This window comes from Streptomyces sp. NPDC007872 (assembly GCF_042868165.1).
Classification (GTDB): domain Bacteria; phylum Actinomycetota; class Actinomycetes; order Streptomycetales; family Streptomycetaceae; genus Streptomyces.
Genome location: NZ_JBIAEA010000004.1, coordinates 431,043 through 445,137 on the forward strand (window position 1 = coordinate 431,043; position 14,095 = coordinate 445,137).

Here is a 14,095-nt window from a genome sequence, read left to right on the forward strand (position 1 = left end):
CATGAAGATCAAGAAGGGCGACCTGGTCCAGGTCATCACCGGTAAGGACAAGGGCAAGCAGGGCAAGGTCGTCACGGCCTTCCCCCGCGAGAACCGCGTCCTCGTCGAGGGTGTCAACCGGGTCAAGAAGCACACCAAGGCCGGCCCCTCGCAGGCCGGCGGCATCGTGACGACCGAGGCCCCGATCCACGTGAGCAACGTTCAGCTCGTCGTGGAGAAGGACGGCAAGAAGGTCGTCACGCGTGTCGGTTACCGCTTCGACGACGAGGGCAACAAGATCCGCGTTGCCAAGCGGACGGGTGAGGACATCTGATGGCTACCACCACTCCGCGTCTCAAGACGAAGTACCGCGAGGAGATCGCGGGCAAGCTGCGTGAGGAGTTCTCCTACGAGAACGTCATGCAGATCCCCGGTCTCGTGAAGATCGTGGTCAACATGGGTGTCGGCGACGCCGCCCGTGACTCGAAGCTGATCGACGGCGCGATCCGCGACCTCACGACGATCACCGGTCAGAAGCCGGCCGTCACGAAGGCCCGCAAGTCCATCGCGCAGTTCAAGCTCCGCGAGGGCCAGCCGATCGGCGCCCACGTCACGCTCCGTGGCGACCGCATGTGGGAGTTCCTGGACCGCACCCTGTCGCTCGCGCTCCCGCGCATCCGCGACTTCCGCGGCCTGTCCCCCAAGCAGTTCGACGGCCGTGGCAACTACACCTTCGGTCTCACGGAGCAGGTCATGTTCCACGAGATCGACCAGGACAAGATCGACCGTGTCCGGGGTATGGACATCACCGTGGTGACCACGGCGACCAACGACGACGAGGGCCGTGCCCTTCTGCGTCACCTCGGCTTCCCGTTCAAGGAGGCGTAAGCGAGATGGCGAAGAAGGCTCTCATCGCGAAGGCTGCCCGCAAGCCCAAGTTCGGCGTGCGCGGCTACACGCGCTGCCAGCGCTGTGGTCGTCCCCACTCCGTGTACCGCAAGTTCGGCCTGTGCCGCGTGTGCCTCCGTGAGATGGCTCACCGTGGCGAGCTGCCGGGCGTGACCAAGAGCTCCTGGTAACTCCCTCTCGCCCTTTGGGCGTCAGGAGTTCCGGAGACTCTCGGTAAGCATTGGGCCGGCGGAGGCCCACCCCCGTCATGCCGTAGGCTGGTGGGGTTGGGCGTCCGCCGCCCGTACGACTTACTACGCCGTAGGTCCCCGCGCCGCACCCGTCCCGCCCCTGTGTGGGGAGAGGGATGGCGCACTGGAAACCCCGGCGAGAGAGGCCGAAGGCCAATTCATGACCATGACTGATCCGATCGCGGACATGCTGACTCGTCTGCGTAACGCGAACTCGGCATACCACGACACCGTGACGATGCCGCACAGCAAGATCAAGTCTCACATCGCGGAGATCCTCCAGCAGGAGGGCTTCATCACGGGCTGGAAGGTCGAGGACGCCGAGGTCGGCAAGAACCTCGTCCTCGAGCTCAAGTTCGGTCCGAACCGTGAGCGCTCCATCGCGGGCATCAAGCGGATCTCGAAGCCCGGCCTCCGGGTCTACGCGAAGTCCACCAACCTGCCGAAGGTCCTCGGCGGCCTGGGCGTGGCGATCATCTCCACGTCCCACGGTCTCCTGACCGGCCAGCAGGCAGGCAAGAAGGGCGTAGGTGGGGAAGTCCTCGCCTACGTCTGGTAGTCGGGAACGGAGGAATAGCTAATGTCGCGTATTGGCAAGCTGCCTATCCAGGTTCCCGCCGGCGTGGACGTCACCATCGAGGGCCGCACGGTCACGGTGAAGGGTTCCAAGGGCACCCTGAACCACACCGTCGCCGCGCCGATCGAGATCGTGAAGGGTGAGGACGGCGTTCTCAACGTCACCCGCCCGAACGACGAGCGTCAGAACAAGGCCCTCCACGGCCTGTCCCGCACGCTGGTGGCCAACATGATCACCGGTGTGACCCAGGGTTACGTCAAGGCGCTCGAGATCAGCGGTGTCGGTTACCGCGTCGCCGCGAAGGGCTCCAACCTGGAGTTCCAGCTCGGTTACAGCCACCCGATCCTGGTCGAGGCGCCCGAGGGCATCTCGTTCAAGGTCGAGTCGCCGACCAAGTTCTCGGTCGAGGGCATCGACAAGCAGAAGGTCGGCGAGGTCGCCGCCAACATCCGCAAGCTGCGCAAGCCCGACCCGTACAAGGCCAAGGGCGTCAAGTACGCGGGCGAGGTCATCCGCCGCAAGGTCGGAAAGGCTGGTAAGTAAAGCCATGGCATACGGTGTGAAGATCGCCAAGGGCGACGCCTACAAGGGCGCCGCCAAGAAGCGCCGCCACATCCGCATCCGCAAGAACGTGTCGGGTACGGCGGAGCGTCCGCGCCTCGTCGTGACGCGTTCCAACCGCGGCATCACCGCTCAGGTCATCGACGACCTCAAGGGTCACACCCTTGCGTCGGCGTCGACCCTGGACGCGTCGATCCGCGGTGGCGAGGGCGACAAGTCCGCGAAGGCCAAGCAGGTCGGTTCCCTGGTCGCCGAGCGCGCCAAGGCCGCCGGCGTCGAGGCTGTCGTGTTCGACCGTGGTGGCAACAGGTACGCCGGGCGCATTGCCGCTCTGGCTGACGCCGCCCGCGAAGCCGGGCTGAAGTTCTAAGCCCCGGTTCCGGGACTAACGGACGTAACAGAGAGAGGTAATCCAATGGCTGGACCCCAGCGCCGCGGAAGCGGTGCCGGTGGCGGCGAGCGGCGGGACCGGAAGGGCCGCGACGGTGGCGCTGCCGCCGAGAAGACCGCGTACGTTGAGCGCGTCGTCGCGATCAACCGCGTCGCCAAGGTTGTCAAGGGTGGTCGTCGCTTCAGCTTCACCGCGCTGGTCGTGGTGGGCGACGGTGACGGCACCGTAGGTGTCGGTTACGGCAAGGCCAAGGAAGTTCCCGCGGCCATCGCCAAGGGCGTCGAGGAAGCCAAGAAGAACTTCTTCAAGGTTCCCCGCATCCAGGGCACCATCCCTCACCCGATCCAGGGCGAGAAGGCCGCGGGCGTCGTCCTGCTCAAGCCGGCTTCCCCCGGTACCGGTGTGATCGCCGGTGGCCCGGTGCGCGCCGTCCTCGAGTGCGCCGGCGTTCACGACATCCTGTCGAAGTCGCTCGGCTCCGACAACGCGATCAACATCGTGCACGCGACCGTGGAGGCCCTCAAGGGCCTGCAGCGTCCCGAGGAGATCGCGGCCCGCCGCGGTCTGCCCCTCGAGGACGTCGCCCCCGCGGCTCTGCTCCGTGCGCGTGCCGGGGCGGGTGCGTAATGGCTCGCCTCAAGGTCACGCAGACGAAGTCGTACATCGGCAGCAAGCAGAACCACCGCGACACCCTGCGCTCGCTCGGCCTCAAGAAGGTCAACGACGTGGTTGTCAAGGAGGACCGCCCCGAGTTCCGCGGCATGGTGCACACCGTCCGCCACCTCGTGACGGTCGAGGAGGTTGACTGACATGGCGGAGAACAACCCGCTGAAGGCCCACAACCTCCGTCCCGCCCCCGGCGCCAAGACCGCGAAGACCCGTGTGGGTCGCGGTGAGGCGTCGAAGGGTAAGACGGCCGGTCGTGGTACGAAGGGCACGAAGGCCCGCTACCAGGTTCCGGAGCGCTTCGAGGGCGGGCAGATGCCCCTCCACATGCGCCTCCCGAAGCTGAAGGGCTTCAAGAACCCCTTCCGCACCGAGTACCAGGTCGTGAACCTGGACAAGCTGACCGCGCTCTACCCGCAGGGTGGCGAGGTCACGGTGGCCGATCTGGTCGCCAAGGGTGCCGTTCGCAAGAACCAGCTCGTCAAGGTCCTGGGCCAGGGCGAGGTCTCCGTGGCGCTGCAGGTGACGGTCGACGCCGTCTCCGGCTCCGCCAAGGAGAAGATCGCCGCCGCCGGCGGCACCGTCACCGAGCTCGTCTGAGACGACCGCTCGATGGCCTGAACATCCGACCGGGGATGCCTCTCAAAAGGGGCATCCCCGGTTGGTCGTTCCTAGGGGGGCATGGTCGCCGGTAAGGTGGCGTGCACTGTCCAGGCTCCATGCGGTATGCCCGCACGGAGCCGGTGGCTGAATCATCTATTCGTCGAACCTCAAGACCGTCACCCTTGACGCATAGCGCGGGGGTCGCAGGAGGCACCGTGCTCACCGCGTTCGCCCGGGCGTTCAAGACGCCCGACCTGCGCAAGAAGCTGCTCTTCACGCTCGGCATCATCGTGCTGTACCGGCTCGGGGCGCACGTCCCGGTCCCCGGTGTCAGCTACGAGGCCGTCCAGCAGTGTGTCAAGCAGGCCAGCGAGGGCAACAACAGCCTGTTCGGCCTGGTCAACATGTTCAGTGGCGGGGCGCTGCTGCAGATCACCATCTTCGCGCTCGGCATCATGCCGTACATCACGGCGAGCATCATCCTGCAGTTGCTGACCGTCGTGATCCCGCGTCTGGAGGCCCTCAAGAAGGAGGGACAGTCCGGCACCGCCAAGATCACGCAGTACACCCGGTACCTGACGATCGCCCTCGCCATCCTCCAGGGCACCGGCCTCGTCGCCACCGCCAAGAGCGGCGCGCTCTTCAGCGGCTGCATCGTCGCCGACCAGGTCGTGCCCGACCAGTCGATCTTCACCATCGCCACCATGGTCCTCACGATGACCGCCGGTACGGCCGTCGTCATGTGGCTCGGCGAGCTGATCACCGACCGCGGCATCGGCAACGGCATGTCGATCCTGATGTTCATCTCGATCGCCGCCGGCTTCCCGGGCGCCCTGTGGGCCATCAAGGAGAGCGGCAAGCTCGCCCAGGGCTGGATCGAGTTCGGCGTCGTCATCCTCGTCGGCTTCGTGATGGTGGCCCTGGTGGTCTTCGTCGAGCAGGCCCAGCGGCGCATCCCGGTCCAGTACGCGAAGCGCATGATCGGCCGGCGCTCCTACGGCGGTACGTCCACGTACATCCCGCTCAAGGTGAACCAGGCGGGTGTGATTCCCGTCATCTTCGCGTCGTCGCTGCTCTACATCCCGGCGCTCGTGGCGCAGTTCTCGAACTCCACCGCCGGCTGGAAGACCTGGATCGAAGCCCACTTCGTCAAGGGTGACCACCCGTACTACATCGCCGCGTACTTCCTCCTGATCGTGTTCTTCGCCTTCTTCTACGTGGCGATCTCGTTCAACCCCGAGGAAGTCGCCGACAACATGAAGAAGTATGGTGGCTTCATCCCGGGTATCCGGGCCGGTCGACCTACTGCCGAGTACCTGAGCTACGTGCTCAACAGGATCACTTGGCCGGGCTCGCTGTACTTGGGTCTGATCGCTCTCGTGCCGACGATGGCGTTGGCAGGCTTCGGCGGCGCCAATGCCAACTTCCCCTTCGGCGGGACGAGCATCCTGATCATCGTGGGTGTGGGGCTGGAGACCGTGAAGCAGATCGAGAGCCAGCTCCAGCAGCGCAATTACGAAGGGTTCCTCCGCTGATGCGAATCGTCCTCGTCGGACCGCCCGGTGCGGGCAAGGGCACGCAGGCCGCGTTCCTTGCCAAGAACCTGGACATCCCGCACATCTCCACGGGTGATCTGTTCCGCGCCAACATCTCCCAGGGCACGGAGCTGGGCCTCAAGGCCAAGGCGTTCATGGACGCCGGTGACCTGGTGCCCGACGAGGTGACCATCGGGATGGCCAAGGACCGCATGGAGCAGCCGGACGCCGTCAACGGCTTCCTGCTCGACGGGTTCCCCCGGAACGTCGCTCAGGCCGAGGCGCTGGACGCCGTCCTGAAGGCCGAGGGCATGGAGCTCGACGCGGTCCTGGACCTGGAGGTCCCCGAGGACGAGGTCGTGAAGCGGATCGCGGGCCGCCGCATCTGCCGCAAGGACAGTGCGCACGTCTTCCACGTGACGTACAACGCGCCGGAGACCGAGGGCGTCTGCGACGTCTGCGGCGGCGAGCTCTACCAGCGCGACGACGACTCCGAGGAGACCGTCCGCCGGCGCCTGGAGGTCTACCACACGCAGACCGAGCCGATCATCGACTACTACCGGGCGCAGAACCTGGTCGTGACGATCTCGGCCCTCGGCAAGGTGGACGAGGTCACCGCCAAGGCGATGGACGCGCTCAAGAAGTAACCCCGGTTCGTTCGACACGGCCGCGGTGCCCCTCGGGGGCGCCGCGGCCGTATCGTTGTTCCGTCCCCCTTTTACCCCCACGGAAAGGCCCCGGCCACGATGGTGCAGATCAAGACCCCCGAGCAGATCGCGAAGATGCGCGAGGCGGGGCTGGTCGTCGCCGCCATCCACGCGGCGACCCGCGAGGCGGCCGTGCCGGGCGCCACCACCCGGGACCTGGACGAGGTCGCGCGGAAGGTCATCGCCGACCACGGGGCGAAGTCGAACTTCCTCGGGTACGGCGGGTTCCCCGCGACGATCTGCACCTCGGTGAACGAGGTCGTCGTCCACGGCATCCCCGACGACAAGACCGTCCTCAAGGACGGCGACGTCATCTCGGTCGACTGCGGCGCGATCGTGGACGGCTGGCACGGCGACGCGGCCTACACGGCCTTCGTGGGCACCGGCCACGCCCCGGAGCTGATCGAGCTCTCCCGGGTGACCGAGGAGTCGATGTGGGCCGGCATCGCGGCCATGAAGACCGGCAACCGCCTGGTCGACGTCTCGAAGGCGATCGAGACCTACATCAAGCGGCAGCCGCGCCCGGCGGTCGGCGACCACAGCCTGGGCCGGTACGGGATCATCGAGGACTACGGCGGCCACGGCATCGGCACCGAGATGCACATGGACCCGCACCTGCTGAACTACGTCTCCCGCAAGCGCGGCAAGGGCCCCAAGCTGGTCCCCGGCTTCTGCCTGGCCATCGAGCCCATGGTCTCCCTCGGCACCCCCCGCACGGAGGTCCTGGAGGACGACTGGACCGTCATCACGACGGACGGCACCTGGTCCTCCCACTGGGAGCACAGCGTGGCGGTGACGGAGGAGGGGCCGCTGGTCCTGACGGCGGTCGACGGGGGCAGGGCGAAGCTGGCGGAGCTGGGCATCACGGCGGCGCCGGACCCGCTGGCGTAGCGGGGAATCACGGCGGCGCCGGATCCGTTGGCGTAGGTACGCATTTTCTACGGTGTGGTGGCTTGCGTAAGGATCATTTCGGGTGGGCAGACTTCCCGATTCGTCTTTTGCTTGCGCCTGACGTAGACTGATGCGTCGGCTCTCGTGTATCCGTGTGTCCGCACACGGCGGCGAAAGTCGATCAAGGTAGCCGATTCGAAAGGCGAAGCGTGGCCAAGAAGCAAGGTGCCATCGAGATCGAGGGCACCGTGATCGAGTCCCTCCCGAACGCCATGTTCAAGGTGGAACTCCAGAACGGTCACAAGGTCCTCGCGCACATCTCCGGCAAGATGCGGATGCACTACATCCGGATCCTCCCGGACGACCGGGTCGTCGTGGAGCTCTCTCCGTACGACCTGACGCGTGGCCGGATCGTCTACCGCTACAAGTAGATCTTGCCCGCACCCCGCCTCCGCGCGCGGGTGGTGGCACTGACCCGGAGAACCTCACATCCCATGAAGGTCAAGCCGAGCGTCAAGAAGATCTGCGACAAGTGCAAGGTGATCCGCCGTCACGGCCGGGTCATGGTCATCTGCGACAACCTGCGCCACAAGCAGCGCCAGGGCTGACGCACGCCGACCGACCTGCATCTCGCAGTTCTTCGCGCGACGCATAGCAACACGTACATACGCAGAGCCCGTCCGACCGTGTCCCGCGGTTGACGGCACCTCCGGCGGGGGCCGGGGACCCGACCTGTACCTCATACGGCAGCCGGGAACGGTTCTGCAGCAGACCCCCGAGAACACAGGAGCCATTGAATGGCACGCGTTTCCGGTGTTGACATCCCGCGCGAAAAGCGTGTGGTGGTCGCACTCACCTACGTCTTCGGTATCGGGCGCACCCGGTCCGAGGAGATTCTCGCCGCGACCGGCGTGAACCCGTCCACCCGTGTCCGCGACCTCGCCGAGGAAGACCTCGTCAAGATCCGCGAGTACGTGGACGCCAACCTCCGTACCGAGGGTGACCTCCGCCGTGAGATCGCCGCCGACATCCGCCGCAAGGTCGAGATCGGCTGCTACCAGGGCCTCCGCCACCGTCGTGGCCTGCCCGTCCGCGGTCAGCGCACCAGCACGAACGCCCGTACCCGCAAGGGCCCGCGTCGCGCCATCGCCGGCAAGAAGAAGCCGGGCAAGAAGTAGTCCTCAGCGGACGCTTGACCAAGCGGTCTTCGCTGTAGGACCGACCACCTCCCGTAGGAGTTATAGATGCCCCCCAAGGGTCGTCAGGGCGCTGCCAAGAAGGTGCGCCGCAAGGAAAAGAAGAACGTCGCTCACGGCCACGCGCACATCAAGAGCACGTTCAACAACACGATCGTCTCGATCACGGACCCCTCGGGCAACGTGATCTCCTGGGCCTCCGCCGGCCACGTCGGCTTCAAGGGCTCGCGCAAGTCCACCCCCTTCGCCGCGCAGATGGCCGCCGAGTCGGCCGCCCGCCGCGCGCAGGAGCACGGCATGCGCAAGGTCGACGTCTTCGTCAAGGGTCCCGGCTCCGGCCGTGAGACCGCGATCCGCTCCCTCCAGGCCACCGGCCTCGAGGTCGGCTCGATCCAGGACGTCACCCCCACGCCGCACAACGGCTGCCGTCCCCCCAAGCGCCGCCGCGTCTGACGCACGGCCTGCTTGATTCAGGACTTCGGGCGGTACGGCTCTTCGGGGCCGTGCCGCCCGTACCCTTGCAGGACAAGTCGGACGTCAAATAGTGGGCGTCCACGACTGAAGGACACAACATGCTTATCGCTCAGCGTCCGTCGCTGACCGAAGAGGTCGTCGACGAGTTCCGCTCCCGGTTCGTGATCGAGCCGCTGGAGCCGGGCTTCGGCTACACCCTCGGCAACTCCCTCCGCCGTACCCTCCTCTCCTCGATCCCGGGTGCCGCCGTCACGAGCATCCGCATCGACGGCGTCCTGCACGAGTTCACCACCGTGCCGGGCGTCAAGGAGGACGTCACCGACCTCATCCTGAACATCAAGCAGCTCGTCGTCTCCTCGGAGCACGACGAGCCGGTCGTGATGTACCTGCGCAAGCAGGGCCCGGGTCTGGTCACCGCCGCCGACATCGCGCCCCCGGCCGGTGTCGAGGTGCACAACCCCGACCTCGTCCTGGCGACCCTGAACGCCAAGGGCAAGCTGGAGATGGAGCTGACCGTCGAGCGCGGTCGCGGCTACGTCTCCGCCGTGCAGAACAAGCAGGCGGGCCAGGAGATCGGCCGCATCCCGGTCGACTCCATCTACTCGCCGGTGCTCAAGGTCACGTACAAGGTCGAGGCGACCCGTGTCGAGCAGCGCACCGACTTCGACAAGCTGATCGTCGACGTCGAGACCAAGCAGGCCATGCGCCCGCGCGACGCCATGGCGTCCGCCGGCAAGACCCTGGTCGAGCTGTTCGGTCTGGCGCGCGAGCTCAACATCGACGCCGAGGGCATCGACATGGGCCCGTCCCCGACGGACGCCGCCCTGGCCGCCGATCTGGCGCTGCCGATCGAGGAGCTGGAGCTCACGGTCCGCTCGTACAACTGCCTCAAGCGCGAGGGCATCCACTCCGTGGGTGAGCTCGTGGCGCGTTCCGAGGCCGACCTGCTCGACATCCGCAACTTCGGTGCGAAGTCGATCGACGAGGTCAAGGCGAAGCTGGCCGGTATGGGCCTCGCTCTGAAGGACTCGCCCCCCGGGTTCGACCCGACCGCTGCCGCGGACGCCTTCGGCGCGGACGACGACGCGGACGCCGGGTTCGTCGAGACCGAGCAGTACTGACGGTCGCGATTCTGCTGCGGACCGGCTTCGGCTGGTCGCGCAGTTCCCCGCGCCCCTGGGGGCGCGGGGTCTCCGACGGGTGACCGCCCGCTCGGACACTGACATCGGTACCTCATACGGCCGGTGCAGATCACAAGGAGAAACACCATGCCGCGTCCCGCGAAGGGTGCCCGCCTCGGCGGTTCCGCCGCGCACGAGAAGCTGCTCCTCGCCAACCTGGCGAAGTCGCTGTTCGAGCACGGCCGCATCACCACGACCGAGGCCAAGGCCCGTCGCCTGCGTCCGGTCGCCGAGCGCCTGATCACCAAGGCGAAGAAGGGCGACATCCACAACCGTCGCCTGGTGCTGCAGACGATCACCGACAAGGGCATCGTCCACACCCTCTTCACCGAGATCGCCCCGCGTTACTCGGAGCGCCCGGGTGGCTACACCCGCATCACCAAGATCGGCAACCGTCGTGGCGACAACGCCCCGATGGCCGTGATCGAGCTGGTCGAGGGCGAGATCGCCAAGAAGGCGACCGTCGCCGAGGCCGAGGCCGCCACCAAGCGCGCCGTCAAGGAGGCCGACGAGGCCCCCAAGGCCGAGGAGACCAAGGCCGACGAGGCTCCGGCCGAGGAGGCGAAGGACGCGTAAGCGTTCTTCCCGCTGTTCCGTGTGCGGGCCCGTACCCCTCGTGGGTGCGGGCCCGTTCCCGTGTGTCTGAGAGGATCTTCCGCGTGAGCGACGACGTGCAGGACGGTTTCGTACGGGTCCGGCTGGACCTTTCGTACGACGGCAGGGACTTCTCCGGCTGGGCCAAGCAGGCCCGCGGGCAGCGGACCGTCCAGGGGGACGTCGAGGACGCCCTGCGGATCGTGACCCGGTCCGAGGAGACGTACGAGCTGACCGTCGCCGGCCGGACCGACGCCGGGGTGCACGCGCGCGGGCAGGTCGCCCACGTCGACCTGCCCGTGGAGCTGTGGGAGGAGCACCGCGACAAGCTGCTGCGGCGGCTCGCCGGGCGCCTCGCGCACGACGTGCGGATCTGGTCCCTGACCGAGGCCCCCAGCGGCTTCAACGCCCGTTTCTCGGCGATCTGGCGCCGCTACGCCTATCGCGTCACCGACAACCCCGGCGGGGTCGACCCGCTGCTGCGCGGACACGTGCTCCGGTACGACTGGGCCCTCGAGGCGGACGCCATGAACGAGGCCGCCGCCGCGCTCGTCGGCGAGCACGACTTCGCCGCGTACTGCAAGTGGCGCGAGGGCGCCACCACCATCCGCACCCTCCAGGAGCTGCGCTGGGAGCGGCGGCCCGACGGCGTCCTCGAAGCGACCGTGAAGGCGGACGCCTTCTGCCACAACATGGTCCGCTCGCTCGTCGGCGCGCTGCTCTTCGTCGGCGACGGGCACCGGCCGGTGGACTGGCCGGGCAAGGTGCTCGCGGCCGGCGTCCGGGACTCGGCCGTGCACGTCGTGCGGCCGCACGGCCTCACCCTCGAAGAGGTCGGCTACCCGGCCGACGAGCTGCTCGCCGCCCGCAACCGGGAGGCGCGCAACAAGCGGTCACTGCCCGGGAGCGCCGGCTGCTGCTGAGGCCTGGGACCTGCCGCGGGCGTAGATCTGGTTGAAGGCGAAGGTGCCCAGGTCGTCGCTGGCCCGGAAGACGGCCTGGTCGGCCTTGGTGACCTTCTTGCCGTTGGCGAAGCCGGCCTGGGTGAAGTACGCGTACCGGCCGGCCGAGTTCGACCGGCGCAGGCAGACCGTGGCGTGGCAGAAGTCGCCCACGCCCGCGCCGACCAGGGGCGCGATGCCGCCGGTGGCCTGGTCCTTCGCCTTGAGGGCCGAGGCCTCGGAGGGGAAGACGGCGACGCCGACGGTGATCGCCACGCCGTCCCTGACGTAGGTGGCCCGGAGAACCTTCTGGCAGCCGTTGTCCTTCAGGACGGTGCCGAGGCCGCCCTGGGTGACGGCCGCGCAGTTCGTCGTGGCGGAGGTCGCGCCCTTCTCGTACGGGCGGCCGTTCATGGTCAGCTTCCTGCCCGGGAAGAGGCCCTCGGCGGTCAGCGGGGCCTTGTCCTTCCTCGGGTCCGAGATGTAGTCCTTCGGGTTCGGCGGGGGCGGCGGCGCCACCGAGGAGAAGGTCGGCTCGGGGGCGGGGGCCTCGGTGGGGGAGGCCGACGCGGTGGGGGCCCCGCCGTTCTTCGCGGTGTCGTCCTTCTCGCCGGTGGCCACCACGGCGGTGGCGACGATCGCGCCGACGACCAGGGTGGCCAGGACCCCGCCGCCGATCATCAGCCGGCGCCTGCGGCGGTCGCGGGAGGCCGAGGCGTCGGCCAGGGCGCTCCAGTCGGGGGTGGGGCCGCCGCTGCCGCCGTCCCGGGCGCCGGGGAAGGGGTCACCGCCGGGCTGCGGGCCGTGTCCCGGCCCCTGCCCGTACCCCTGCTGCCCGTACTCCCGCCGTCCGTACCCGGGCTGCCCGCCGTACCCCTGCTGCCCCTGCTGCTGCGGCTCCTGCGGCCACTGCGGTCCCCCAAAGCTCATGCCGCGCATCCTAAACCGGTTGGGCGGGGCCGGTGCGGGCGGCGACAATGCACCTCATGGGACACGTCGAGGCCGCACATCTTGAGTACTACCTCCCCGACGGGAGGGTCCTGCTCGCGGACGCCTCCTTCCGGGTGGGGGAGGGGGCCGTCGTCGCCCTCGTCGGGGCCAACGGCGCCGGCAAGACCACGCTCCTCCGGATGGTCTCCGGGGAGCTCAAGCCGCACGGCGGCTCCGTCACCGTCAGCGGCGGCCTCGGCGTGATGCCGCAGTTCGTCGGCTCCGTACGGGACGGGTCGACCGTCCGCGACCTGCTCGTCTCGGTCGCGCAGCCCCGGATCCGGGAGGCCGCGAAGGCGGTCGACGCGGCCGAGCACCTGATCATGACCGTCGACGACGAGGCCGCGCAGATGGCGTACGCGCAGGCGCTCTCCGACTGGGCCGAGGTGCAGGGGTACGAGGCCGAGACCCTCTGGGACATCTGCACCACGGCCGCGCTCGGCGTCCCGTACGAGAAGGCGCAGTTCCGCGAGGCCCGGACGCTCTCCGGCGGCGAGCAGAAGCGGCTGGTGCTCGAAGCGCTGCTGCGCGGCCCCGACGAGGTGCTGCTCCTCGACGAGCCGGACAACTACCTCGACGTGCCCGGCAAGCGGTGGCTGGAGGAGCGGCTGCGGGAGACCCGCAAGACCGTGCTCTTCATCTCCCACGACCGGGAGCTGCTCTCCCGGGCCGCGCAGAAGATCGTCGCCGTCGAGCCCGGCCCGGCCGGTTCGGACGTGTGGGTGCACGGCGGCGGCTTCGCCACCTTCCACGAGGCGCGGCGCGAGCGGTTCGCCCGCTTCGAGGAGCTGAAGCGGCGCTGGGAGGAGAAGCACGCCCAGTTGAAGAAGCTCGTGGTGAACCTGCGGCAGGCGGCCTCGGTCAGCCACGAGATGGCCTCGCGGTACGCGGCGGCGCAGACCCGGCTGCGGAAGTTCGAGGAGGCCGGGCCGCCGCCGGAGCCGCCGCGCGAGCAGGACATCCGGATGCGGCTGCGCGGAGGGCGGACCGGGGTCAGGGCCGTGACCTGCGAGAACCTCGAACTGACCGGTCTGATGAAGCCGTTCTCGCTGGAGGTCTTCTACGGGGAGCGGGTCGCGGTCCTGGGCTCGAACGGCTCCGGCAAGTCGCACTTCCTGCGGCTGCTCGCCGGGGACGGGTCGGTCGCGCACACGGGGACGTGGAAGCTGGGCGCCCGGGTCGTGCCCGGCCACTTCGCGCAGACCCACGCCCACCCGGAGCTCGCCGGGCGCCCGCTCGTCGACGTCCTGTGGACCGAGCACGCCAAGGACCGGGGCGCGGCGATGTCCGTGCTGCGCCGGTACGAGCTGGAGCGCCAGGGCGACCAGGCCTTCGACAAGCTCTCGGGCGGCCAGCAGGCCCGGTTCCAGATCCTGCTCCTGGAGCTGGCGGGCACGACCGCGCTGCTGCTCGACGAGCCGACGGACAACCTGGACCTGGAGTCGGCCGAGGCCCTCCAGGACGGTCTGGAGTCGTACGACGGGACCGTGCTGGCCGTCACGCACGACCGCTGGTTCGCGAAGAGCTTCGACCGCTACCTGGTCTTCGGCTCGGACGGGGTCGTGCGGGAGACGCCGGAGCCGGTGTGGGACGAGCGGCGGGTGGAGCGGGCGCGGTAGGGCCCGCCCCCGGGCGGGAGGCGTTTTGACCCGTCCGGGGTGGCGCGGGTA

At 68.4% G+C, this 14,095-nt stretch carries 21 protein-coding genes; 20 read left to right on the forward strand and 1 reads right to left on the reverse strand.

Going from position 1 to position 14,095, the window contains the following annotated elements:
- The first annotated feature begins 1 nt into the window (after position 1).
- The 19 genes from rplX to truA all read left to right on the forward strand — a co-directional run bounded on the left by rplX (position 2) and on the right by truA (position 11,417).
- Complete coding sequence (gene rplX, locus ACFYNX_RS16525; RefSeq protein ID WP_030208998.1) at positions 2–313, forward strand: 50S ribosomal protein L24; 312 nt, start codon at positions 2–4, stop codon at positions 311–313.
- Complete coding sequence (gene rplE, locus ACFYNX_RS16530; protein WP_104860432.1) at positions 310–867, forward strand: 50S ribosomal protein L5; 558 nt, start codon at positions 310–312, stop codon at positions 865–867. The genes rplX and rplE overlap by 4 nt, the downstream gene beginning before the upstream one ends.
- A gap of 5 nt (positions 868–872) precedes the next feature.
- Positions 873–1,058 (forward strand): type Z 30S ribosomal protein S14, encoded by a 186-nt coding sequence (locus ACFYNX_RS16535; RefSeq protein ID WP_003948630.1) that lies wholly within the window; start codon positions 873–875, stop codon positions 1,056–1,058.
- Between the two features lie 220 nt (positions 1,059–1,278).
- Positions 1,279–1,677, forward strand: coding sequence for a 30S ribosomal protein S8 (rpsH, locus tag ACFYNX_RS16540; RefSeq protein WP_030209003.1), 399 nt, complete (start codon positions 1,279–1,281; stop codon positions 1,675–1,677).
- A gap of 21 nt (positions 1,678–1,698) precedes the next feature.
- Positions 1,699–2,238 carry a 50S ribosomal protein L6 gene (gene rplF / locus ACFYNX_RS16545; protein ID WP_053646165.1) on the forward strand — a complete coding sequence of 180 codons (540 nt, stop codon included), beginning with the start codon at positions 1,699–1,701 and terminating at the stop codon, positions 2,236–2,238.
- 4 nt (positions 2,239–2,242) lie between these two features.
- Positions 2,243–2,626, forward strand: coding sequence for a 50S ribosomal protein L18 (gene rplR, locus ACFYNX_RS16550; protein ID WP_030209008.1), 384 nt, complete (start codon positions 2,243–2,245; stop codon positions 2,624–2,626).
- Between the two features lie 45 nt (positions 2,627–2,671).
- Complete coding sequence (rpsE, locus tag ACFYNX_RS16555) at positions 2,672–3,274, forward strand: 30S ribosomal protein S5 (RefSeq protein ID WP_015035588.1); 603 nt, start codon at positions 2,672–2,674, stop codon at positions 3,272–3,274.
- Positions 3,274–3,456, forward strand: a complete 183-nt coding sequence (rpmD, locus tag ACFYNX_RS16560) for a 50S ribosomal protein L30 (RefSeq protein ID WP_015035589.1) — start codon at positions 3,274–3,276, stop codon at positions 3,454–3,456. The genes rpsE and rpmD overlap by 1 nt, the downstream gene beginning before the upstream one ends.
- 1 nt (position 3,457) lies before the next feature.
- The gene (gene rplO, locus ACFYNX_RS16565) at positions 3,458–3,913 is read left to right on the forward strand and encodes a 50S ribosomal protein L15 (protein WP_030687807.1); all 456 of its coding nucleotides are present in this window, start codon (positions 3,458–3,460) and stop codon (positions 3,911–3,913) included.
- Between the two features lie 218 nt (positions 3,914–4,131).
- On the forward strand, positions 4,132–5,451 hold the full coding sequence (gene secY, locus ACFYNX_RS16570) for a preprotein translocase subunit SecY (RefSeq protein WP_365542564.1): 1,320 nt from the start codon (positions 4,132–4,134) through the stop codon (positions 5,449–5,451).
- The gene (locus ACFYNX_RS16575) at positions 5,451–6,098 is read left to right on the forward strand and encodes an adenylate kinase (protein ID WP_365542562.1); all 648 of its coding nucleotides are present in this window, start codon (positions 5,451–5,453) and stop codon (positions 6,096–6,098) included. The genes secY and ACFYNX_RS16575 overlap by 1 nt, the downstream gene beginning before the upstream one ends.
- Positions 6,099–6,197: 99 nt before the next feature.
- Positions 6,198–7,049, forward strand: a complete 852-nt coding sequence (gene map / locus ACFYNX_RS16580) for a type I methionyl aminopeptidase (protein ID WP_365542560.1) — start codon at positions 6,198–6,200, stop codon at positions 7,047–7,049.
- Between the two features lie 209 nt (positions 7,050–7,258).
- Complete coding sequence (gene infA / locus ACFYNX_RS16585; protein ID WP_003956442.1) at positions 7,259–7,480, forward strand: translation initiation factor IF-1; 222 nt, start codon at positions 7,259–7,261, stop codon at positions 7,478–7,480.
- 63 nt (positions 7,481–7,543) lie between these two features.
- Positions 7,544–7,657: a 50S ribosomal protein L36 gene (rpmJ, locus tag ACFYNX_RS16590; protein WP_003956441.1), complete on the forward strand. Its 114-nt coding sequence runs from the start codon at positions 7,544–7,546 to the stop codon at positions 7,655–7,657.
- A 189-nt stretch (positions 7,658–7,846) separates the two neighbouring features.
- Positions 7,847–8,227: a 30S ribosomal protein S13 gene (gene rpsM, locus ACFYNX_RS16595; protein ID WP_030209021.1), complete on the forward strand. Its 381-nt coding sequence runs from the start codon at positions 7,847–7,849 to the stop codon at positions 8,225–8,227.
- Between the two features lie 66 nt (positions 8,228–8,293).
- A complete protein-coding gene (gene rpsK / locus ACFYNX_RS16600) occupies positions 8,294–8,698 on the forward strand; it encodes a 30S ribosomal protein S11 (protein WP_003956432.1) in 405 nt (134 codons plus the stop codon).
- A gap of 119 nt (positions 8,699–8,817) precedes the next feature.
- On the forward strand, positions 8,818–9,840 hold the full coding sequence (locus ACFYNX_RS16605; RefSeq protein ID WP_030209023.1) for a DNA-directed RNA polymerase subunit alpha: 1,023 nt from the start codon (positions 8,818–8,820) through the stop codon (positions 9,838–9,840).
- Positions 9,841–9,987: 147 nt separating this feature from the next.
- Positions 9,988–10,476 carry a 50S ribosomal protein L17 gene (gene rplQ / locus ACFYNX_RS16610; protein WP_125657909.1) on the forward strand — a complete coding sequence of 163 codons (489 nt, stop codon included), beginning with the start codon at positions 9,988–9,990 and terminating at the stop codon, positions 10,474–10,476.
- An 83-nt stretch (positions 10,477–10,559) separates the two neighbouring features.
- Positions 10,560–11,417 carry a tRNA pseudouridine(38-40) synthase TruA gene (gene truA / locus ACFYNX_RS16615; protein ID WP_388662066.1) on the forward strand — a complete coding sequence of 286 codons (858 nt, stop codon included), beginning with the start codon at positions 10,560–10,562 and terminating at the stop codon, positions 11,415–11,417.
- Here truA and ACFYNX_RS16620 read toward each other — a convergent pair.
- Positions 11,388–12,365, reverse strand: a complete 978-nt coding sequence (locus tag ACFYNX_RS16620) for a hypothetical protein (protein ID WP_388662068.1) — start codon at positions 12,363–12,365, stop codon at positions 11,388–11,390. The two genes, truA and ACFYNX_RS16620, sit on opposite strands and share 30 nt — an antisense overlap.
- 56 nt (positions 12,366–12,421) lie before the next feature.
- On the opposite strand from ACFYNX_RS16620, the gene ACFYNX_RS16625 reads away from it, so the two are divergent.
- Complete coding sequence (locus tag ACFYNX_RS16625) at positions 12,422–14,044, forward strand: ATP-binding cassette domain-containing protein (RefSeq protein WP_365542551.1); 1,623 nt, start codon at positions 12,422–12,424, stop codon at positions 14,042–14,044.
- Positions 14,045–14,095 lie beyond the last annotated feature (51 nt).

Bases quoted from the DNA above. Each gene is read 5' to 3' on its own strand.
- ACFYNX_RS16620 (WP_388662068.1), bottom strand. From the start codon at position 12,365: ATGAGCTTTGGGGGACCGCAGTGGCCGCAGGAGCCGCAGCAGCAGGGG.
- rpsM (WP_030209021.1), top strand. From the start codon at position 7,847: ATGGCACGCGTTTCCGGTGTTGACATCCCGCGCGAAAAGCGTGTGGTG.
- ACFYNX_RS16625 (WP_365542551.1), top strand. From the start codon at position 12,422: ATGGGACACGTCGAGGCCGCACATCTTGAGTACTACCTCCCCGACGGG.
- ACFYNX_RS16605 (WP_030209023.1), top strand. From the start codon at position 8,818: ATGCTTATCGCTCAGCGTCCGTCGCTGACCGAAGAGGTCGTCGACGAG.
- rpsK (WP_003956432.1), top strand. From the start codon at position 8,294: ATGCCCCCCAAGGGTCGTCAGGGCGCTGCCAAGAAGGTGCGCCGCAAG.
- rplR (WP_030209008.1), top strand. From the start codon at position 2,243: ATGGCATACGGTGTGAAGATCGCCAAGGGCGACGCCTACAAGGGCGCC.
- rpsH (WP_030209003.1), top strand. From the start codon at position 1,279: ATGACCATGACTGATCCGATCGCGGACATGCTGACTCGTCTGCGTAAC.
- rplO (WP_030687807.1), top strand. From the start codon at position 3,458: ATGGCGGAGAACAACCCGCTGAAGGCCCACAACCTCCGTCCCGCCCCC.
- rplX (WP_030208998.1), top strand. From the start codon at position 2: ATGAAGATCAAGAAGGGCGACCTGGTCCAGGTCATCACCGGTAAGGAC.
- rpmJ (WP_003956441.1), top strand. From the start codon at position 7,544: ATGAAGGTCAAGCCGAGCGTCAAGAAGATCTGCGACAAGTGCAAGGTG.
- rpmD (WP_015035589.1), top strand. From the start codon at position 3,274: ATGGCTCGCCTCAAGGTCACGCAGACGAAGTCGTACATCGGCAGCAAG.
- rplF (WP_053646165.1), top strand. From the start codon at position 1,699: ATGTCGCGTATTGGCAAGCTGCCTATCCAGGTTCCCGCCGGCGTGGAC.
- ACFYNX_RS16535 (WP_003948630.1), top strand. From the start codon at position 873: ATGGCGAAGAAGGCTCTCATCGCGAAGGCTGCCCGCAAGCCCAAGTTC.
- ACFYNX_RS16575 (WP_365542562.1), top strand. From the start codon at position 5,451: ATGCGAATCGTCCTCGTCGGACCGCCCGGTGCGGGCAAGGGCACGCAG.
- rplQ (WP_125657909.1), top strand. From the start codon at position 9,988: ATGCCGCGTCCCGCGAAGGGTGCCCGCCTCGGCGGTTCCGCCGCGCAC.
- map (WP_365542560.1), top strand. From the start codon at position 6,198: ATGGTGCAGATCAAGACCCCCGAGCAGATCGCGAAGATGCGCGAGGCG.
- rpsE (WP_015035588.1), top strand. From the start codon at position 2,672: ATGGCTGGACCCCAGCGCCGCGGAAGCGGTGCCGGTGGCGGCGAGCGG.